Raw genomic sequence first — 19,942 nt, 5'->3', positions numbered from 1 at the left:
GTCGACGGGGCGCCTCATATCAGGCCGCGCAATCGTTTAAAGATTGGACAGAGACGTCGCAGTGTTACGCCTGCTCGGGATTTACACGAGCACGGAGGATCGCTACTGGCCGAGCAGGCGAGCGTGTACTCAGGGCCTTCCGAACAGTCCCCTGAGCCAGCTCATGAAGCCCTTCTGTTTCGGCGCTGAAACAACAGCTGGCGTCGCGTGTGAGGGCGACGGTGCCTGGGTGGTTCCGCGTGCGGGCGTGTGCTTCGGCGCGGCAGATGACACGACGCCGTTCGTCGCGGCAGCCACTGCCTTCGCGGGAGCCGTGGGACCGGTGGCCACCGCACCGGCATGGGGCGCCGCGGCGGGCGTGCTCTCCGCGTCGAGCTGCGACAGCTTCGCCTTCACGGACTCCGGCGTGTCGCGCGTGGAGAAGGTGCTCGACACCTCGCGGCCGGTGGAGGCCTCACGCGCAGTCACCTTCAACAGCGACTCGTTGTTCACCTCGAAGGTGACGGAGACCTGCACCGCGCCGCGCGGCCGCTTCGGCAGCCCCGCGAGCTTCAGCGTGCCCAGATACTCGTTGGACGCCGCCTTGTCCGAGTCACCCTGGAACACCGTGAGCTCCAGCTCCGTCTGCTCGTCGCGGTGCGTCGTCAGCGTGTAGCTCTTGGTCGACGGCAGTGACGTGTTGCGGTCCAGCACGGGCTTGAAGCGCCCACCCGGCAGCCCCACGCCGATGGCCATGGGCAGCACGTCGATGAGCACCACGCCCTCGAGCTGTCCCAGGCTGTGCGCCAGCAGCGCCGCGCCCAGGGCCACGGCCTCGTCCGGGTGCACGCCCTTGCTGGGCGGCTTGCCGAAGAACTTCGTGATCTTCTCGTGCACCAGCGGGAAGCGGCTCTGCCCACCGACGAGGATGACCTCGTCCACGTCCTTTGGCCCCAGCCCCTTCGCCTTGAGCACCTCGTCGCAGACGTGGACGGTGCGGTCGACGAGCCCCTCGGTCAGCTCGATGAGCTTCGCGCGCGTCAGCGTGACGTCGAGGTCGTACGGCTTGTCGTCGATCATCGTCACGAAGGCCACGTGCACCCGCATCTCGTTGCGCTCGGAGAGGGCGCACTTGGCGCGCTCGGCCGCGTCGTTGATGCGCTGCAGCGCCACGCGGTCACCCTGGAAGGGGCGGCCCGTCTTCTTCTGGAACTCCTCCAGGAGGAACGCGACGATGGCGTTGTCGAAGTCGAGCCCGCCGAGGAACGTGTCGCCGCCGGTGGAGATGACCTCGTAGACGTTGTCGTTCAGCTCCAGCACGGACGCGTCGAACGTGCCGCCGCCCAGGTCGTACACCAGCACGCGCTGGTTCAGCTTGCGCCCGTAGCCGTACGCCAGCGCCGCCGCGGTGGGCTCGTTGAGGATGCGCTCCACGTACAGGCCGGCCAGCTTCCCGGCCTCGCGCACCGCGTGGCGCTGGTTGTCGTTGTAGTACGCGGGGACGGTGACGACCGCGCGAGACACCGGCTGCCCGAGCTGGTTCTGCGCCACCTCGCGCACCTCGCGGAGGATGAGCGCGGAGATCTGCTGCAACGTGTAGATGCGCTCGCCCAGCTTCACGCCGGCGTCGCCGTTGGCCCCGGCGCTGATCTCGTAGTGGAAGCGGTCCTTGATGTGCTCGACGACAGGCGACGCGTAGGCCCGGCCCACCAGGCGCTTCGCGCCGTACACCGTCTGCCGCGGGTTGGTGAGCATCTGCCCCTTGGCGGGGTGGCCCACGACGAGCTTGCCGCGCGTGTTGACGGCGATGATGGAGGGCACCGTGTTGTGGCCCTCACGGCTGGGCAGCACCCCGGGCTTCCCGTTGCGCACATAGGCCGCGCAGGAGTTCGTCGTCCCCAGGTCGATGCCGATGATGAGCCCCGTCCGCTTGGACTCCTCCGTGCTCAAACCCAGCGCGGAATCCGTCATCATGACGGGCCCCTCCGCTGGCGCTACGGCCACCGCCGCATTGCCCGGAGCCTGGGGGGCCGCCGGGGACGCGCTCGCCGGAGCGGCGGGAGCCGGGGCAGGGGAGAGAGCGGCGACCGGGGCGGCCGTTTGAGGTGGGACGGTGTAGTCCGCCGCGCCCACGCCATTGGGCACGGGCGGTACGTCCGACTGGGCGTGTGGCATCGCCACCACGGCCGAGTCCAGGAAGCGCCGGGTGTGCGGATCCACGTTCAGGAAGCGCAGGCCCATGCCCGTGACGCCCTGGCCACTCTGACCGGTGACGAAGTGCACGACGGCGGAGGCGAAGATGATCCGCTCTCCGCTCGCCAGCTTCAGGTCGAGGGTGACGACGGTGCCCGGCGGCTTCACCGCGCGGGCGCGCAGGTAGATGCCGCCACGGGTGACGTTGCTGCCGTACTTCGCCAGGAACTCTTCGGGCGTCGCGAAGGGCAGCTTCACGACCAGCCCGACCGCAGCCTGATTCGATTCCGTCAAAGCGGGTTCCTGAGACGAAGAGGGGGAAAACCCTACTGATTATCGCCCGAACTCCGAGGGAACGGGCGTCAAAAAGACAACCCTTCCGAGTTGCGCACCGACAGCGTACCTCGTATGGAACCGCACCCGCAGGCGCTGGTGCCCGGCGGGTATTTCACGCCCCGGGAGCGCCGCTCATGCTGAACCCCGATATCCGGCTCGCCCTCACCTTCGATGACGTCCTGCTGGTTCCGGCCGAGAGCTCGGTCGTCCCCAAGGACGTCGACCTGACGACCCGGCTCACCCGCAACATCCGCCTCAACATCCCCCTGCTGTCCGCCGCCATGGACACGGTAACGGAGTCCCGTACCGCCATCGCCATGGCCCAGGAGGGCGGGATTGGCGTCATCCACAAGAACATGACGCCCGAGCAGCAGGCGCTCGAGGTGCTCAAGGTCAAGAAGTTCGAGAGCGGCATGGTGGTGGACCCCGTCACCATCGACCCCGAGGCCCCGCTGGGCCGCGCACTGGAGCTGATGCGCCAGCACGGCGTGTCCGGCATCCCGGTGGTGAAGGGCCGGCGCCTGGTGGGCATCGTCACCAGCCGCGACGTGCGCTTCGAGACCAACTTCACCCAGAAGGTGGAGGCGATGATGACGCGCAAGCTCGTCACCGGCCGCGAGGGCATCAGTCAGGAAGATGCCCAGAAGCTGCTGCACGAGCACCGCATCGAGAAGCTCCTCATCGTCAACGAGGACTTCGAGCTCAAGGGCCTCATCACCATCAAGGACATCGAGAAGCGCCGCACCAACCCGAACGCGGCCAAGGACGCCAAGGGGCGCCTCTTGTGCGCCGCCGCCGTGGGCGTGTCCGCGGACCGCGAGGCCCGGCTCGACGCGCTCATCAAGGCCGGCGTGGACGTCGTCGTCGTGGACACCGCGCACGGGCACTCGAAGGGCGTGTTGGAGGGCGTGCGCGACACGCGGAAGAACTTCCGCGGGTTCGACCTCATCGCCGGCAACGTGGCCACCGCCGAGGCCACCCACGCGCTCATCCAGGCGGGCGTGGACGCGGTGAAGGTGGGCATCGGCCCCGGCTCCATCTGCACCACCCGCGTGGTGGCCGGCGTGGGCGTGCCGCAGATCACCGCGGTGGACGACTGCGTCCGCGAGGCGGAGAAGCACGGCATCCCCATCATCTCCGACGGCGGCATCAAGTACTCGGGCGACATCGTCAAGGCGCTCGCCGCGGGTGCCAGCACGGTGATGATCGGCTCGCTCTTCGCGGGCACCGAGGAAGCTCCCGGCGACGTCATCCTGTACCAGGGCCGCAGCTACAAGAGCTACCGCGGCATGGGCAGCATGGGCGCCATGAAGCAGGGCGCGAAGGACCGCTACTTCCAGTCGGACGTGGAGGCCGTGAAGCTGGTGCCCGAGGGCATCGAGGGCCGCGTCCCGTACAAGGGCACGCTCGGCATGAACGTGCACCAGATGCTGGGCGGCATCCGCAGCGGCATGGGCTACGTAGGCTGCGGCACCATCGACCAGCTGCGCACCCAGGCCACCTTCGTGCGAATCACGTCCGCCGGGCTCAAGGAGAGCCACGTGCACGACGTCATCATCACGGAAGAGGCCCCGAACTACCGCGTGGAGTAGCGCGGCCCCGGGCCACGAGGGTGCCTCAGTCCCGGGGGCCCTCGCTGCTCATCTGGCGGAACGAAAAAGGGCCCACGCCACCCGGCGGGGCCCTTTTTCATGGCTCGAAGTTGGCTCGGAAGCGGGCCGGACTACTTGCCCCGCTTGCGGCCGCCAGTCGTCGTGGCGGGCTCCTCGGACGCGGGCGCCGACGCGGGGGCCACCTTCTTCTCCGCGTTGGCCACGCGCGTGAGCAGCGACTCCTTGTCGTCCGGCTCCAGCGTTTCAATCGCCTGGCGCAGGGTGTTGAAGTCGAGCCGGGCGATGGTGACGGTGTTGCCGCCCTTGATTTCCTGGACGGTGGGCACTTCCACCAGCTCCCGGGTGTAGGTCTCGAACTCCACGCGCACGTCGGCGGTCTGCTGGATGCAGGTGTCCTTGGCGCTGACCAGCTGCTGGCTGCCCTCGCGGTAGCTCAGGTCCGGGTTGCGGTTCATCGCCTCCTCGAAGGTGGCGGTGCGCTTGCGAAGCGAGGAGTACAGCTCGATGTAGTCCACCAGACGGTCCGTCTCCGGACGATTCACGTTGCGCGCCTTGCCGAGCGCGTCGGTGGTGTCGTCACAGGTCAGCTTCTGGAGGTCAGCGGCGCCGGGGGTGTCCTTCACGGCGAGGTTCTGCGTCTCTCGGTCCAGGCGCTCGTCCGAGGTGATCTCCTTCACGCAACCTGGGGCGGACAGCAGGAGCAGCGACACAGCAGTGGGGGCGGACAGGCGGCGGAGCATCCAGACCTCGAACAATTGAAGGTACTTGGGCGTTGATTTCCCGAAGTTTGTAGCGATAAGGGCCCCCAGCCGTCAACGACGCCCCCTTGGAGACCCCCGGTGGACCTGCACGCCGAGAAGATCCTGATCCTCGATTTCGGGAGTCAGTACACGCAACTCATCGCCCGGCGCGTCCGGGAGCTGGGTGTGTATTGCGAGATCCACCGCCCGGACCTCCCGGCGGAGGACATCCGCCGCTTCGCTCCACGCGGCATCATCCTCTCCGGAGGGCCGGCGTCCGTGGAAGCGCCCGGTTCCCCGCGCTGTGACCCGTTCGTCTTCGAGGCCGGGGTGCCCGTGCTGGGCATCTGCTACGGCCTCCAGCTCCTCGCCAAGCTGCTCGGCGGCCGCATCGACCGCGGCGCGCACCGGGAGTTCGGCAACGCGGAGGTGGAGGTGCTCGCCCGCCGCGGCCCCTTCGCCGAGTTCAACGTGGGCGACCGGGTGCAGGTGTGGATGAGCCATGGCGACCGGGTGGACGAGCTGCCCCCCGGTTTCGAGGCCATCGGTCGCAGCGGCAACTCGCCCTTCGCCGCCACCGCCCATGCGAGCAAGCCCTTCTACGGCTTCCAGTTCCACCCGGAGGTGGTCCACACGCCGCAGGGCAAGGCGATGCTGCGCGCCTTCCTGTTCACCGACTGCAAGGTGACGGGCTCGTGGACGATGAAGGGCTTCATCGGCGAGGCGGTGGACACCATCCGCCGCCAGGTGGGTGAGCACGGCCGGGTCATCTGCGCGCTGTCCGGAGGCGTGGACAGCTCAGTGGCGGCGCTGCTGCTGCACCGGGCCATCGGTCCGCGCCTGCAGTGCATCTTCGTGGACAACGGCGTGCTGCGGCAGGGCGAGCGTGCCCAGGTGGAGGCGCTCTTCGTGGACCGCTTCCACGTGCCGCTCAAGACGGTGGACGCGCGGGCCCGCTTCCTGGAGAAGCTCGCCGGCGTCACGGACCCGGAGAAGAAGCGGAAGATCATCGGCCGCGAGTTCATCGCCGTGTTCGAGGAGGCGTCCCGCGACATCCAGGACGCGGAGTTCCTCGCGCAGGGCACGCTCTACCCGGACGTCATCGAGTCCGTCTCGTACAAGGGCCCGTCCGTCACCATCAAGAGCCACCACAACGTGGGCGGCCTGCCGGAGACGATGAAGCTCAAGCTGGTGGAGCCGCTGCGCGAGCTGTTCAAGGACGAGGTCCGCGCCCTGGGCCGCGAGCTGGGGCTGCCGGACGAGATGGTCTCCCGCCAGCCGTTCCCCGGCCCGGGCCTGGCCATCCGCGTGCTCGGCGAAGTCACCGAGGCCCGCCTGGACCTGGTGCGGCGCGCGGACGCCATCGTCCAGGAGGAGATTCGCGCCGCCGGCCTCTACAAGGAAGTCTGGCAGGCCTTCGCCGTGCTGCTGCCCGTGCAGAGCGTGGGCGTCATGGGCGACGAGCGCACCTACGAGTCCACCTGCGTGCTCCGCGCCGTCACCAGCGTGGACGGCATGACGGCGGACTGGGCCCGGCTGCCGTTCCCCGTCCTGGAGCGCATCTCCACGCGCATCACCAACGAGGTGCGCGGCATCAACCGCGTCGCCTACGACATCTCCTCCAAGCCGCCCGCCACCATCGAGTGGGAGTGAGCGGCCAGGCGGGGCAGGGTAGGGCGTAAAGCAAAGAGGCTGCCCGGGTTCGCTCCGGGCAGCCTCTTCGTGCTTCAGGGCCCGGCGTGAAAGCCCGGGCCCCTATCCAGCGGGACGACTCACCCCGCCGGGTTGGTCTTCACGGGCGGCACCTTGGTGCTGCCGGGGCGCAGCTCCTCGAGCACGCGGGTGGCGCCGTAGATCTTCTGCAGCGCCTCGATGATGGCGTCGCTGTGGACGGCCACCGTGCGGTTCACGCTCTCGTCGAAGCCGTACTCGCCACCGAGCGACTGGATGTTGCCGTCGAACACGAGGCCGACGATCTCGCCGTCCTTGTTGATCATGGGCGAGCCGGAGTTGCCGCCGATGATGTCGTTGGTGGTGACGAAGTTCATGCCCGTGGTGCCGTTCAGGATCTTCTGGGACTTCAGCCAGGTCTGGGGCAGCGCGAACGGGTCCTCACCGGTGTGACGCTCGAAGGTGCCGGCCATCTGGGTGATGGGAGCCACCTGCTTGCCATCCTCCATGTAGCCCTTCACCGAGCCGTAGGACAGGCGCGGGCTGAAGGTGGCGTCGGGGTACTGGTTGGTGCCGTAGACCTCGAACTTCGCCTTGGCGATGAGCTCGCTGTTCTTGCGGATGACGGCCTCGATGTTCTCCTCGAAGTTCTTGCGGACCGCGCGGCCATCCGGGTCCACCAGCTTCGCCAGCTCGATCATCGGGTCCTTGGAGGCGTCCACGGCGGCCTTGCCACCGTCGAACAGCGCCTGGCGCGCCTTCACGTCACGCAGCTTGCTGCCGTTGACCACGCGGGTGGCCAGCTTCTCCGGGGACTCCTTGCCGAGCACCTTCTTCACGAAGGGGTGGTCGGCGCCCAGCTCCTCGCGCATCTTGGTGAGGCCGAAGGTCAGGCGGGCAATCTCCAGCTCCGGGTAGATGGGGGCGGGGCTGAGCAGCTGGGCCTTGAGGGCGGGCAGGCCGGCCTGGCTGTACTCACGCAGGCGCTGGCCGTTCTCCTTGGGAAGCTCCTCGGAGGCGCGCAGCAGCGTGCGGGCAATCTGGAACGTCGTGGAGGACAGGCCCTGGCCCTGCTCCATGAAGCCCAGCTCCTTGCGGATGTTGCTGAGCTGCTCCTGGGCCTTGGCGATCTCATCCCACGCCGCGCCGTACTTCTTCTTCATCTCCGGGTTGGCGTCGACCTTCTTGCGCAGGTCCTGCTCCGCGGCGACCTTCGACGCGAAGAACTTCTTGTCCAGCAGCGCCTCGTGGCGACCCTTGCTGGCCTTGAGGCCGTTCTCCACGCCGAACAGCATGTTGTTGGAGATGCGCTTCTGCTCGGGGCCGCGCTTCTGGAACTCGGTCACCAGGCCGCGCAGCTCGGAGAGGAACATGAGCGTCTTGGGGAGGATGACGTCGCGCTGCAGCTCCAGCTCGGCGACGGTCAGCCCGCGCGAGGTGCGGCCGGGGTTGCCGGAGACGAAGGTGAGCTCACCCTCCTTGGCGCCGTGCTCGGACCACTTGAAGTACGTGTCCTTGGTGTTGGCCGGCTTGCCGTCCTGGTAGACGCGCACGAAGGACATGTCCAGGTCGTAGCGGGGGAACTCGAAGTTGTCCGGGTCGCCGCCGAAGAAGGCAATGGCGTGCTCGGGGGCCATCACCAGGCGCACGTCCTGGAAGCGGCGGTACTTGTACAGGTTGTACTTGCCACCCTGGTACAGCGTGACGACGTCGCAGCGCACCTTGGCGTCACCGGCGGAGCAGGTCTGCTCCAGCTCGGACATCTTCGCCTTGAGGGTGTCCGCGTACTGCTTGCCGGACAGGCCCTGGGTGGCCTTGTTCAGCGTCTCGGTGACGTCGTTGATGCTCTCCAGCTGGTTGATCTCCATGGCCGGACACTGCTTCTCCTCGGCCTGGGTCTTCGCGTAGAAGCCGTTGGCGATGTAGTCCTTCTTCGCCGTGGAGAGCTGCTCGATGCAGCCGCGGGCACAGTGGTGGTTGGTCATCACCAGGCCGTCCGGGGACACGAAGCTGGCCGAGCAGCCACCCGCGAGCCGCGCCGACGACATGCGCACCTTGTCCAGCCACTGCTGCGTCGGCTCGAAGCCGAACTTCTCCTTCACCTTCGCCGCGGGGAAGTTGTTGTAGGTCCACATTCCCTCGTCGGCCAGCGCGGGCGCCGCACCGAGGAGGGTGGCAATCACGAACAAACGCTTCATGAACAGGTCCTTTCCAGAACCGGGGGGACGGTCGCGTTCTGCGGGAACCCCCCGGCTGGGTCAAGCCGGTAAAAAGCCGGGAATAATTCCCGGCGCACGGAACAGGCGAGCGGCCATTCGATTCCACGCCGCCACACGGATGCGCTACGTCGGTTTGCCTCGGTAATTGCCCGACGCGTAGTGCGAATTCCGGGCCCGGGAAGTAACAGCGGAGACGGGCCGGTAAAGTCGCGATACGGCGTGCTCGCAGGGCGCGGGCAGGCAACCTGGCGTGGCTGGTGCGGTGCGTCGTGCGTCGGTTCTGGGATCAGCGTGTCCGGCCGTGGGAACGGGCCGGACACGTGCACGCCCGCGGACTACGGGACGACGCGGAACAGCGTGTCGGCCCACAGCACGTGCCAGGCCCCGTCCAGCCATAGCGCGCGCCCGGCCACGGGCCCCAGGTCCTGCAACGTGCCGTCAGCGCGGCTCACCAGCAGTCGCTCCTGGGGCGCAACCCCGGTGCGCACCGCGACGCGCCCCTCGGCGGTCAGCGCCTCGATGTAGCTGGACGTTCCGAAGTCCGTCAGCTTGCGGACCTCGCCAGTCGGGCTGCGCAGCCACACCTGCTTGGGCCCGTTGTTCACCGCATCCGTGTACGCAATCCAGCCAGCACGTACTTCATAGTCGCGGCCCGGAGATGCGTACGCGTTCCTGTTCTGCGTCAGCGTCTCGAGCGACGCTCCCGTCCACAGCATGAGGAAGGGCAAGTCGACGGCTCCGTGCTGGAAGACGACCCGCGTGCCGTCCGTGCGCGGGTAGATGTTCCGGACAGGATCGGCATCGTCGGTCAGTTGGCGCGTTTCCCCGTCACGATACGTGAAGATGTCGGAGTTCCCGCCCCAGTACGCGACCAGCCCAGTCTCCGCGACGTCGCTGTTATACGCGTTGCTGTTGGGGCCGAGGTCCGTGGTTGCGCCGGTGGACAGTCGATGAACCTTGAGATGATGAATGCCCGGGAAGCCCGGGAACACGCCCCAGATGGCGTAGTCGCCCGCCGCCCTGAGGCTGGAGGCCGAGAGGTCCGGCTCGAGCGCTGTGAGTTCCCCGGTGTCCGCGCGCAACGAGTACACCGTGTTCTTCGAGGTCCGGTCTGGCCCCTCGGTAAGCCGGAGGACGGCGCCGCTGGACGTGAGCCACCAATCCTGCAGCATCGCGTCTTTCGCGGGCGCCGGCGCGGTGACGACGGAGCCCGAGGCACGGTCCATGATGGCGATGCCAACAGGCCTGGTGGCGTTCTCGCGGGGGCCGAAGAGCAGGCGTGTGGCGTCCGCGTCCAGGAGCGCGCCGGGCACCGACCTCACGCGCTGCAGGGCGGGGTTCATCACGACGGTGGCCAGCACGGGGGCCTGTGGGCTGCGGGTCCACCCGGCAAGCGCGTCGACCACCCGCAGGTCGAGGTGCACCGTCCGATTTGCGTAGGGGCTCAGGTCCACGACGGTGTCCAGCCGCGTGGTGGCGCGCGCCACCACGGCCGCATCAGGCGCCTCGCGCACGCGCACCTCCAGCACGCAGCCCCCGCTGTCGTCCGTGCACGTCGCGAGGATCGGGAGCTCGGTCGTAGCAGCGACACGCTCGGGGACTGGCGCCTCGCGCACCAGGCGCGGCGGGCGGTCCAGGATGAACCGCGCTGGCGTCACGAGGGTGTTACCGCGCGTGTCCGTCACCACGACTTCCAGCAAGTAGGCGCCCGGCGCGACGTCGTGCAGGTCGAGCGTCGCTTCGAAGTACCCGAGGGAGCCCGGGACAGGCGCGAGCGCCGCCTGTCGCGCCGCGCTCGGCACCCGGGCCACCACGGAGGCGACCTCGTACGTGGACTCGACTTTGACCAGGACACGCGCCGGGTCGTCCGTAGGCCAGGCCGACCGGCAGCGCAGGTCGAAGCAGACGGGGTTGAAGAGGGTGGTCTGGATGGCGTCTGTCGAGGGCGTGCCCAGCGTCAGCTCCAGGGAGGCGGAGAGCTGCGGCTCGGCGAGCGACGTGGCCAGGAGCGTGGCCGTGCCGGTGGACGTCGCATCCGCGCAGTAGACGACGGTCCTGCGGTCGCCTGGGGTGAATGTACCCGGGCCCTGCAGCGTCCACTTGACGGCCCGGGCGGCCTCGGTGTCCTCGAGCTCCAGACTTGCCACGAAGGCGGAGACGGTGGCGCACTTCCCAGGTGCCAGCGTCGTGGCCGTGGCGGCGATGAGCACGCCGTTCGCAGGTAGGGGCTCCGAAGGGATGGGATCCGGAGGGGGGTCCCGCTTCTGGGCAGTGTCGCACGCCAGCATCAGCGCCACGCCAGTGAGCACGAGTGCCAGCGCGCGCCGACACGGGGGGACAAGAATCGAAGACATTGTAAGGCTCCCGGGAACAGCGCGCTGCGCACTGCAATGAAGGCCCGCGGACTACGGAACGACGCGGAATAGCGTGTCCGCCCACAGCACGTGCCATGCCCCGTCCAGCCACCGTGCTGGCCCCTCCACGAGCCCCAGGTCCTGCAGCGTGCCGTCCTCGCGGCTCACCAGCAACCGCTCCTGGGCCCCAGACCCGGTGCGCACCGCGACGCGCCCGTCGGCGGTCAGTGCCTCGACGCGGCTGGACGTCGCGAAATCCGACACCTTGCGGACCTCGCCAGTCGGGCTGCGCAGCCACACCTGCTCCGGCCCGTTGTCCACTGCGTCCGTGTACGCGATCCAGCCAGCACGCACTTCATATTTGCGGCTCGCAGATACGAGCACAGGCGACGGCTGCGTCAGCGCCTCGAGCGACGTTCCCGTCCACAGCGTGAGGAAGGTCCAGCCTCTTGCGTCAGGTTGCTGGAAGACGACCCGGGTGCCATCCGTGCGCGGGAAGGAACTCGCGACATTGTGGGTCAGCTGGTGCGTTTCCCCCCCATGACGCGTGAAGATAGTCCCGTTCAGGCTGTACGCGACCAACCCATTCTCCGCGACGTCGTTCGAGGCGCTGCTGGAAGGATTGAGGTTCACGGTTACGGTTGTGCCGGTGGACAGCTGACGGACCTTCAGGAAAATGCCCTGGCTCCAGACGACGTAGTCGCCCGCCGCACGGACGCCTGAGACCGCGAATCTCGTGTCCGGCTCCAGCGTGGTCAGTGCTCCCGTGTCTCCGTGGAGAGCAAACAACGCGCCCATGGGGGGCGGATTCGTCAGCGCGTGCTCGAGTACGAAGACAGCGCCGATGGAGGTGAGCCACCAACTGCTCACCGGCGCGTTCGCGGGCGCTGTCGTCGTGACGATGGAGCCGGAGGCGCGGTCCTGGAGGACGAGGCCGATGGGCAGGCGCCCTTCGGTTTCGCGCGGGGCGAAGAGCAGGCGCGTCTCGTCCGCATCCAGAAGCACACCCGGCACCGAGGTCACTCGCTGCAGGCCGGGGTTGGCCACGACGGAGGTGGTCATCGTCTGCCGTTCCGTCTGGCCGAGCGCGTCCGACACCGTCAGATCCATGTACAGCCCACTGTTCGCGTAGGCGCTCAGGTCCACGACGGTGTCCAGTCGCGTCGTTGCGCGCGCCAGCGCGTCAGGTGAATCGCGCACACGGAGCTCCAGCACGCAACCCGGGCCGTCGTCCGTGCACGTCGCAAGGACGGGAAGGGGGCCCGACACGGCGATGCGCGGGGAGCGTGGAGCCTCGCGAGCCCCCTTCGGCGGGCGGTCCACCACGAGCCGCGCCTGCGTCACGCGCGTGTTGCCTCGCGTGTCCGTCACCACGATTTCGAGCGGGTGGACTCCCTGCGAGATGCCCTGCAGCGCGAGCCGCCCCTCGAAGTACTCACTGAGAGTCGGTTCGGGCAGGTGCGGGAGCACGGCCTCTCGGTCCGTGTCCGGAACCCTGGCCACCACGGAGGCGACCTCGTAGGTGGATTTGACACGGACGAGGACGCGCGCCGAGTCGCCCGCGGGCACGGAGGACCTGCAGGACTGGTCGGTGCAGACGGGATCGTAGAGGAACGTCTGGATGGAGTCCGTCGACGCGGCAGCCAGCGTCAGTTGCTGGGTCGCGGACACACGCGAGTCAGCGACCGAGGTGGCGACGACTGTCACCATCCCCGTCGACGTTGCGTCCGCCTGGTACACGGCCTGGCGGCCCCCTCCGGGCGAGAGCATGCCTGGACCCTGTAACGTCCAGGACACCTCCCGGTTGTCGAGCCCCAGGCCCTCCACAAAGGCGAAGAGCGTCGTGCGCTCACCAGGGGCCAGCGTCGATTCCGTGGTGCTGATGAGCACCCGGGTCGCCACCTGCGGGGTCGGCTGCTGCTTCGAGGATTCGCATGCCAGCAACAACGCCATGCTGATGAGCCCGAGTGCCGAAGCACGACGGGCTGAGACTGAAGACATCGATTTCATGAGATGGAGCCCCAGAAACACCACTGCGGCGCGTTTCCGGCCAGGCAGCCCGCAGCGACAGGCAGCATACCAGCGCCACGGTAACCAGCGGAGCGCGTGCCGAAGGACACGCGCTCCGGCGTTCATGCTCAATGGGCCGACGGGGCGGACTGGGGCAGCGGCTCGACGCAGTCAGGTCTGCACGGCGTCTTCGCTGACCGGGCCTCCGCTTCGAAATTGAGTCGGAAGAAGGGGAAGCGTGACGAGCAGAAGCCGGGACTGACGAGCAGAAGCCGGGACATCGACCTGGGCCCAGGTCGCAAAATCACCACCTGGATTCCCAGCCGCTTAGTTTACATAACGCATGTTATCGGACGTTCCGACAGAGGGAGACCTGGGGCCGTTTGGGCGCGTTCTGGGCCTGTCACTTCGCCTGAGGCTCGGCTGCCTGCACGGCACTCCGTGCTTTCCGGAGCCCGTTCACGCGCATACCGTGGCCGGCCCATGCGCTTCCTTCGATTCGGTCTGGCGGCTGTCACCTGCTGCGGAGCCCTCGTGCTGGCCGGCTGCCCCGACAAGCCGACGGCCACGCCCGATGCTGGCACCACCGAGGCCGTGCAGGCCCCCGCGACGCCTCCGCCCGCCCGGTTCTCACTGACCTACCAATCCCCGGATGCCGGCCTGGCCGAGATCTCCCTCGCGCCGGATGAAAAGCCGCTGATCGAGCCCACGTCGGCGCTCGAGTTGCGCAGCTCCGTGGGCCTCCGGAACTACCGGGTCCGCCTCTTCGACGAGGCCGAGCGCGCCATGGTCTCCGACGATGACGTCGAGGAATCCGATGCCGGCGTCGTGTACCGCATCAACCTGCCGCAGCCCCTGAAAACGGGCTTCGAGTACACCCTGGTTGTCGACGCCCAGACCGGCTCCGGGTTCACCGATGCCCTGGGCCGCGACGTCGAAGAGCTCCGGGCCCCGTTCCAGGTCGCTGGCGAGAAGGAAAAGCCGGCTCCGCCTCCGCCGGCCAAGAAGAAGAAACGCAAGTAGCCCGGCCTTGGATCGCCTCTTGGCGTCACGAATGTTCTTCTGACGCCCGCCGGCCTCCAAGAATGTTCTTTGGCGCCCTTCCGGGCTCGAAGAATGTTCTTTCCGGCGAAAAGAATGTTCTTTGAGCCGCCCGGACCCCGGAAATGTTCCTGGGCGCCCTGCCGGCACCCGTCGTTCAGCGCTCCGCCACCGGAGGCAGGCCCAGCGCGCTCTGCAGTTCGCGCAGCTTCGCCTGGAGGGTCCGCATGTTCTCCGGGCCCATGCGCAGCAGGTGTTTCTGGGCGCGGCTCAGTCCCTCCAGCTCCGGCGAGGCATACGCGTAGAGCGCTCCCTGCGGCTTCACCTCCACGGGCCCTTCCTGCACCGGAACCGCCAGCAGATGCTGGATGGCCTGGCTGAACGTCCTGTCGAAAGGCTGGCCCGGCGGCGCGATCTCCCGGTGGGCCTGGTCGATCAGCGGCTTCAATTCCCGGTACACGCTGCCCGCGGCCTGCGCGTCCAGCGACCCGAACACCCGGGCCACCGTGTCGTAGCGCCCATAGCTCTTCGGGTCGATGACCGTCGTGGCCCTGTCGACCTGGGAGACCGCGAACCCACCGGCCGGGGCCAGGAACCCCAGGACCATCCGCGGGCTGGCGCCCTCGGCCACGTTGTTCACCGCCGCCGTGAAGCGCCGGACCAGGTCCTTCTCCTGAAGCCACTTCGCGAACTCGGGCTCACGCGAGAGCTGGCCCAGCAAGTCACGAACGCGACCATCGCTCTCTGTCAGTGACGCCTCTTCCACGGGCGGCGCGGCGCTCCCAGCGTCGACTACGGGGGCGCTGACCACTTCGGGCGCGCGGATCTGCCGTCGGAGCCCGTAGTACGAGGCGACCAGGGCCAGGCCGCCCAGCAGCAGGACGACGGCCAGCGTCTTCGCCCGGGAGCCCCGCGGAGGCTCCGAGGGCGGCGGCGAGACTCCTGCGGGCGTCGGATTCATCGGGTCGCTCATGCATTCCTCCGTTGTGGGCCCCAGAACCTACAAACGGGCCCCCGGCGCATTCCACCGGGCCGGGGCCGGGATGGCGGGCACTTCACATCGCGACCTTCTTCGACCCCGGCGTCGCGCAGCGTGGCGGGAGCGCCCTCAGCGGGCACGCGTCATGATGCCGCCCTGCTCCAGCAGCCCGAAGAGGTCCAGGAGCGCCTCCTCGGGGAAGGCGTGGCCGTACTCGGCATAGGCCGCCTCGCGGATGTCCGCCACGGAGCGCCTTCCGTCGGCGTAGCTCGCGACGGCATCCGGCAGCTGGAAGAAGCGCAGCTCGTCCTCCCCACGCTCTCGCAGGGCGGTGGTCGCGGCGGTCATGACGGCCTGCACGGCGGCCACGCGGGCCTGATTCTCGGGGCCCACCCGGCTCGCCAGCTCGTCGAAGGAGGCCAGCTCCTGGCCCTTCACGCGGCGCGGAACGAAGGCCCGGGCCCTGCGTTCGACCTCGGCGAGGGCCGGCTCCCGCAGGGAGGCGCCGCGTGCCTTGCCATCCGCCTCCAGGCGGCCCAGCGCCTGGGCCTCGGTGGCCTCCAGTGCCTTGGCCATGACCTGCACCGGCGCGGCGGGCGCGCCCAGGGGAATGCAGGAGCGCAGGGCCTCGCGCTCGCGTCGGTAGCCGGCGCGTACGGCGGCGCGGGACAGACGGTAGGCACCGGGCAGCTGCGCGGCGGGGGCCGAAGCGAGGTCTCGGCGGGCATTGAACTCGTCCTCCGCCAGGCGCCGCACGCCGTGCACCGCCACCAGTCGCGCCAGCTCCAGGGCCTCCGAGCCTTCAGCCCAGGCGGCGACGGTGACCGAGGCCAGGCCCGCGAAGGCGGCGCGGTGCAGCTGGGTGGGGTCCACGTTCTCCGCCCGGTCGCCGCTGGTGTGGTAGCCGTCATCGGGCCAGGTGGAGAAGGCCACGCCCGGGATGCCGTGGTCGTTGAAGAGCTGGTGGTCCGACCCGCGGCTGTAGCGCTCCATGTGGATGTCCAGCGGGTCCTGCGACCCGGTGACGGAGCCGATGCGGAAGTCCTTCCGCGGCGGGTACGCCACTCCGTTGAAGCGGTTCATGAAGTCCACCGTGGACTCCGATACGGCATTCACGAAGCTGGCGTTCCAGTCCGGCGTGTAGGTCGCCATGAAGCGCGAGTGCGTGCGGGTCAGGCTCGCGCCGAGCATGTCGAAGTTGTAGTTGGCCACCCTCCGCACCGGGTCATCGGCGTGGCGGGAGAACCAGCCGCGGGTGCCATCGAACTCCGGCAGCCACAGCACGCGCAGGGTGCGCGTCGGCGGCGGCAGGACGCCTCGGCGGATGAGCGTGGTGTAGGTGCGCACCATCTCCAGCAGGGTGGCCGCCCCCGAGGCGTTGTCGTCGGCCCCGGGCTTGTAGTGGTCCAGGTGGGCGGTGAGGACGACCTCCTCTCCGGCGCGGGTGCCGGGGATGACGCCGCTGACGATGTTGTAGTGGCCCTCGAAGGTCTCGGTGGCGACGCTCACGTCCATCTTCACCGGGCCCGCCTGCAGCTGCGCGCGCAGCTCGCGACCCTGACGGTCCGAAACCATGAACACGAAGGGCGCCCGCTGGCCCGGCGGCACCAGCTCCTTCGCGACGCGCGTCCAGCCCACCTGGTCCGGGAAGTCGCCGTCCATGCGGTGGGGGGCGTTCCAGGGCGGCGTCGAGTACGACGAGACCACGCCCACGGCGCCGCGCTCCGCCACCGCCTTGCGCACGGCGAATCCCGGAGGGCCGCGGGTAAGGATCACCTTGCCCTTCAGGTCCCGGCCCTCGTAGTCCGCGTCCTTCATGCCGGTGCCCACGTCGACCAATTCCAGGCCCGTGCCCTCGAAGCTTCCACTGCCCGACGGCAGGGACATGGGCAGGTCCGCGTACGAGGTGACTCGATACCGGTGAGGACCGGCGACCCACAGCTCACCGTGGGTGGCGCGCCACTGGGGACCGTCCTTCATCGCCTCCAGGTGCACGTCCTGCAGCCCCGCGGTCTCGGCGGCGGCCTTCATCCACACCGCTGCCTCGCCGTAGCCTCCCTGGGTGTCCCGGGCGAGGAGGGAGATCCGCTGCACGTTGTCGTGGATGCGGTCGCCGGAGCTCTCCTGGATGAGGGCGCGCACCACGTCGTCCCGGAGCACCAGTCCGGTGGTGGGCGACACGGGCCCCAGCGGAGACGTGGCGGGCTGGGCGGCGGCGCTGCTGAGCGCGGCGAAGACGACGAGGGCTGCGAAGGGAAGCCGGCGGGTGCGCATGGGGCACCTTTACTTCGTCGGGAGCGAAGAAGCGGCACCCTTGAACGAGCCTGGCACCCTACCCGCTCAGGAATCCTGCTCCATGGCCCGCACCCTCGCGAGCGTGTGCAAATCCCGCTCGGTGGGCCCCAGGTCCAGGATGATCTTGCTCACGTCGTACAGCACGTCGCCGCGGTCGAACACCGGCACCCGGGGCACGTCCTGGTTCAGCTCGTCCGCGCCGCGGTTGTACGAGAAGTCCATCAGCGTCCGGAGCTGGAACGAGTCGTAGAGGTTGTACTCGACGAGGTACCGCAGCGCCTCCACGTCCCCGCGGCGCAGGTACGCCCGCCACAGCAGCACCGCGTCGTAGCCGTTGACGCCCTTCAGGTGCTGCGGCCGCTCGGCGCCAATCTTCCCCTCGATTTCCTTCAGCCCGCCGCCCATGCCCAGCCGCCGCGTGACGAAGCGCAGGTCGATGTGCGCGTCCGGCACCGGGAAGCGCCCCGGCCCGAAGTAGTCCCGGAGCACCGGCACGTCGAAGCACGAGCCGTTGAAGGTCACCCACAGCCGCCGCTCCGCCATCGCCTCCGGCAGCGCGTCCATGTTCCGGCCCTGGATGAAGACGTGCAGCCCACGCGAGTCGAACAGGCTCACCACCGTGGGCGCCTGCGCTTCCTTCCCGTCCGTCTCGATGTCGAAGTAGACGGCGTCGTCCTGGAACGCCGGGTACAGCCGCCAGTGCTCCCGGGGCGGCAGCAGCTCCGCCAGCTTGCGCAGGTCCCCGCGCTCCAGCGCCTCGCGGGCTTCCGTGATGCGCGCCCGGGCGATGTCGTCCGTCTTCTTGCTGATGGCCACCCCGGTGCCCGCGGCCGGGAAGTCGTCCCAGGTCCGGATGCCTCGGGACCACAGGTCCTTCTCCCGCCAGGGCCCCACGCCGGGGATGTGCTGGAAGGTCCGCTGCAGCATCAATCGAGCGAGCCCAGCCTTCCCGCCACCAGGTCGTTCAGCAGCGGGATGTCCGCCTCGCAGAACGGCAGGGCCTGCATCTCCGCCGGCGTGTGGAACGCCAGCATGTGGGCGCCCAGCGGCTTCGGCTCGCCCGTCACCATCCGGGCGGCGTAGAGCACCAGCTCCACCGTGAGGTCCGGGTACGTGTGCCGGCCTTCCCACAGCCGCCGGCCCACGGAGAGCTCCACGTCCAGCTCTTCACGGCACTCGCGGGCCAGGGCGACCTCGTCCGATTCCCCCGGCTCCACCTTGCCGCCGGGGAACTCCCACAGCAGGGCCCGGCTTCCGCCGGGGAGCCGCTGCTGCACCAGGAACCGGTTGCCGTCCTCGGGCCTCGGAATCAGTGCCGCGACGACGCGGACCGTCCTGGTCGCCGCCACCGTCACCCGCGAAACCCGTTCACGTCCAGGGCGTACAGGTAGCCGTTGTTGGACAGCACGAACACCTGCTTGCCCCGGACGAAGGGCGTCGCGGTGATGCCATCACCCGGGTTCCACGCCACGCGAGACCTGCCCGTCTTCGGGTCCAGGAACAGCAGCGAGCGCTGGATGGGCACGAGCAGCATTCCCTGGGCGAACACCGGAGCGAACGCCGCCCGTTCCCCCAGGGGCAGGGACCAGAGCAGCTTCCCGCTGTCCGCCAGGTAGGCGTCCACGCGGCCGTCACCCGACGCGAAGAGCAGTTGCCCCCGCGCCAGCAGCGACGTGACGCCACCCACGGTGGTGTTCCACACCATGTCGCCCGTCTCCGCCTCAAGGGCGAAGATGCCGTTCTTGTACGAGGCCACGAAGAGCTGCCCGGCCTCGTTCATCACCGGCGGCGTGTCCACGTCCAGGAACTGGGTGCCCGCGCCGGACAGCGACTTCTCCCACGTGGCACTGCCATCGGAGATGGTCAGCGCCACCAGGAAGCCGTCGGAGAAGCCGACGTAGGCGGTGCCCTCGTGCACCAGCGGCGTGGACGCGCCACGGACGGTGAAGCCGGACGGTGGGTCTCGCCGGTACTGCCAGGCCCACACCCCGTCCGCGGCCTTCACCGCGAAGAGCGTGTCGCTCTCCGACGCCACCAGCACCAGGCCGTCCGCCAGCACCGGCACCGTCGCCAGCGACTCGCCCGCGGTGTACTTCCACTTCACGTCGCCGGTGGCCGAGTCCAGCGCGTACAGCACGCCGTCCCCCCCGGGCACGTAGACGACGCCCTCGCTCACCCGGGCGCCCGCGTTGAAGCGGACGGGCGTGCGGAAGGACCACTTCACCTTGCCGTCCGGCCCCACCGCGCGGACATAGCCGTCCCGCGTGAGCGCGATGACGTGCTTGTTGTCCGGGTCATAGGCCGGGGACGCCACCTCGCGCGGCGAGTACTCCAGCCGCGTGGGCGGGGCCAGCGAGGCCCACCAGTTCACCGAGAAGAAATCCCCCGGCCGGAATGTCGCGGGCCGGGGCAGCTCCGGATTCGTATAGAGCGGCGCCGTGCTGCAGCCTCCCAGAAGCCCCGCGACCGCGGCGCCACCCAGCCAACGCTTCCAGCTCACGAGCCGCTCCTT

13 protein-coding genes are annotated in these 19,942 nt (G+C 69.0%); 3 read left to right on the top strand and 10 right to left on the bottom strand.

Translation table 11 applies throughout. The features are described 5' to 3' along the window. Window positions 1-129: 129 nt before the first annotated feature. Window positions 130-2,466, bottom strand: coding sequence for a TIGR02266 family protein (locus G4D86_RS24905; protein ID WP_163996511.1), 2,337 nt, complete (start codon window positions 2,464-2,466; stop codon window positions 130-132). 176 nt (window positions 2,467-2,642) lie between these two features. Here G4D86_RS24905 and guaB point away from each other — a divergent pair, with 176 nt between their 5' ends. Next, entirely contained in the window at window positions 2,643-4,100 is a 1,458-nt protein-coding gene (guaB, locus tag G4D86_RS24900; RefSeq protein WP_163996510.1) for an IMP dehydrogenase, read from the top strand. Between the two features lie 131 nt (window positions 4,101-4,231). Here guaB and G4D86_RS24895 read toward each other — a convergent pair whose 3' ends face one another. Next, window positions 4,232-4,861: a hypothetical protein gene (locus G4D86_RS24895; RefSeq protein WP_240360460.1), complete on the bottom strand. Its 630-nt coding sequence runs from the start codon at window positions 4,859-4,861 to the stop codon at window positions 4,232-4,234. 99 nt (window positions 4,862-4,960) lie between these two features. Here G4D86_RS24895 and guaA point away from each other — a divergent pair, with 99 nt between their 5' ends. Further along, a complete protein-coding gene (gene guaA / locus G4D86_RS24890) occupies window positions 4,961-6,514 on the top strand; it encodes a glutamine-hydrolyzing GMP synthase (RefSeq protein WP_163996508.1) in 1,554 nt (517 codons plus the stop codon). Between the two features lie 119 nt (window positions 6,515-6,633). Here the strand turns inward: guaA and G4D86_RS24885 are convergent, their stop codons facing one another. The 3 genes from G4D86_RS24885 to G4D86_RS24875 all read right to left on the bottom strand — a co-directional run bounded on the left by G4D86_RS24885 (window position 6,634) and on the right by G4D86_RS24875 (window position 13,106). Further along, on the bottom strand, window positions 6,634-8,730 hold the full coding sequence (locus G4D86_RS24885; RefSeq protein WP_163996507.1) for a S46 family peptidase: 2,097 nt from the start codon (window positions 8,728-8,730) through the stop codon (window positions 6,634-6,636). A gap of 356 nt (window positions 8,731-9,086) precedes the next feature. Continuing rightward, window positions 9,087-11,105 carry a TolB family protein gene (locus G4D86_RS24880; RefSeq protein ID WP_163996506.1) on the bottom strand — a complete coding sequence of 673 codons (2,019 nt, stop codon included), beginning with the start codon at window positions 11,103-11,105 and terminating at the stop codon, window positions 9,087-9,089. 51 nt (window positions 11,106-11,156) lie between these two features. Further along, complete coding sequence (locus G4D86_RS24875) at window positions 11,157-13,106, bottom strand: hypothetical protein (protein WP_163996505.1); 1,950 nt, start codon at window positions 13,104-13,106, stop codon at window positions 11,157-11,159. A 492-nt stretch (window positions 13,107-13,598) separates the two neighbouring features. On the opposite strand from G4D86_RS24875, the gene G4D86_RS24870 reads away from it, so the two are divergent. After that, window positions 13,599-14,138: a hypothetical protein gene (locus tag G4D86_RS24870; protein ID WP_205519722.1), complete on the top strand. Its 540-nt coding sequence runs from the start codon at window positions 13,599-13,601 to the stop codon at window positions 14,136-14,138. Window positions 14,139-14,313: 175 nt separating this feature from the next. On the opposite strand, the gene G4D86_RS24865 is transcribed toward G4D86_RS24870, so the two are convergent. The 5 genes from G4D86_RS24865 to G4D86_RS24845 form a co-directional block, all read right to left on the bottom strand. Next, window positions 14,314-15,129 (bottom strand): DUF3014 domain-containing protein, encoded by an 816-nt coding sequence (locus G4D86_RS24865; protein WP_163996503.1) that lies wholly within the window; start codon window positions 15,127-15,129, stop codon window positions 14,314-14,316. Between the two features lie 135 nt (window positions 15,130-15,264). Next, window positions 15,265-17,409, bottom strand: a complete 2,145-nt coding sequence (locus G4D86_RS24860) for a M28 family peptidase (protein WP_163996502.1) — start codon at window positions 17,407-17,409, stop codon at window positions 15,265-15,267. A gap of 66 nt (window positions 17,410-17,475) precedes the next feature. Continuing rightward, window positions 17,476-18,357, bottom strand: a complete 882-nt coding sequence (locus tag G4D86_RS24855) for a ribonuclease H-like domain-containing protein (RefSeq protein ID WP_163996501.1) — start codon at window positions 18,355-18,357, stop codon at window positions 17,476-17,478. After that, entirely contained in the window at window positions 18,357-18,785 is a 429-nt protein-coding gene (locus G4D86_RS24850; RefSeq protein ID WP_163996500.1) for a (deoxy)nucleoside triphosphate pyrophosphohydrolase, read from the bottom strand. The genes G4D86_RS24855 and G4D86_RS24850 overlap by 1 nt, the downstream gene beginning before the upstream one ends. Continuing rightward, window positions 18,782-19,930 (bottom strand): outer membrane protein assembly factor BamB family protein, encoded by a 1,149-nt coding sequence (locus G4D86_RS24845; protein WP_476705411.1) that lies wholly within the window; start codon window positions 19,928-19,930, stop codon window positions 18,782-18,784. The genes G4D86_RS24850 and G4D86_RS24845 overlap by 4 nt, the downstream gene beginning before the upstream one ends. Window positions 19,931-19,942: the final 12 nt, after the last annotated feature.

Origin of the sequence: Pyxidicoccus caerfyrddinensis, assembly GCF_010894405.1 — a bacterium.
In the GTDB taxonomy this organism is placed as follows: Bacteria; Myxococcota; Myxococcia; order Myxococcales; family Myxococcaceae; genus Myxococcus; species Myxococcus caerfyrddinensis.
Note: the sequence above shows the minus strand (reverse complement) of the source record. Positions and strands in the feature narration are given on the sequence as shown.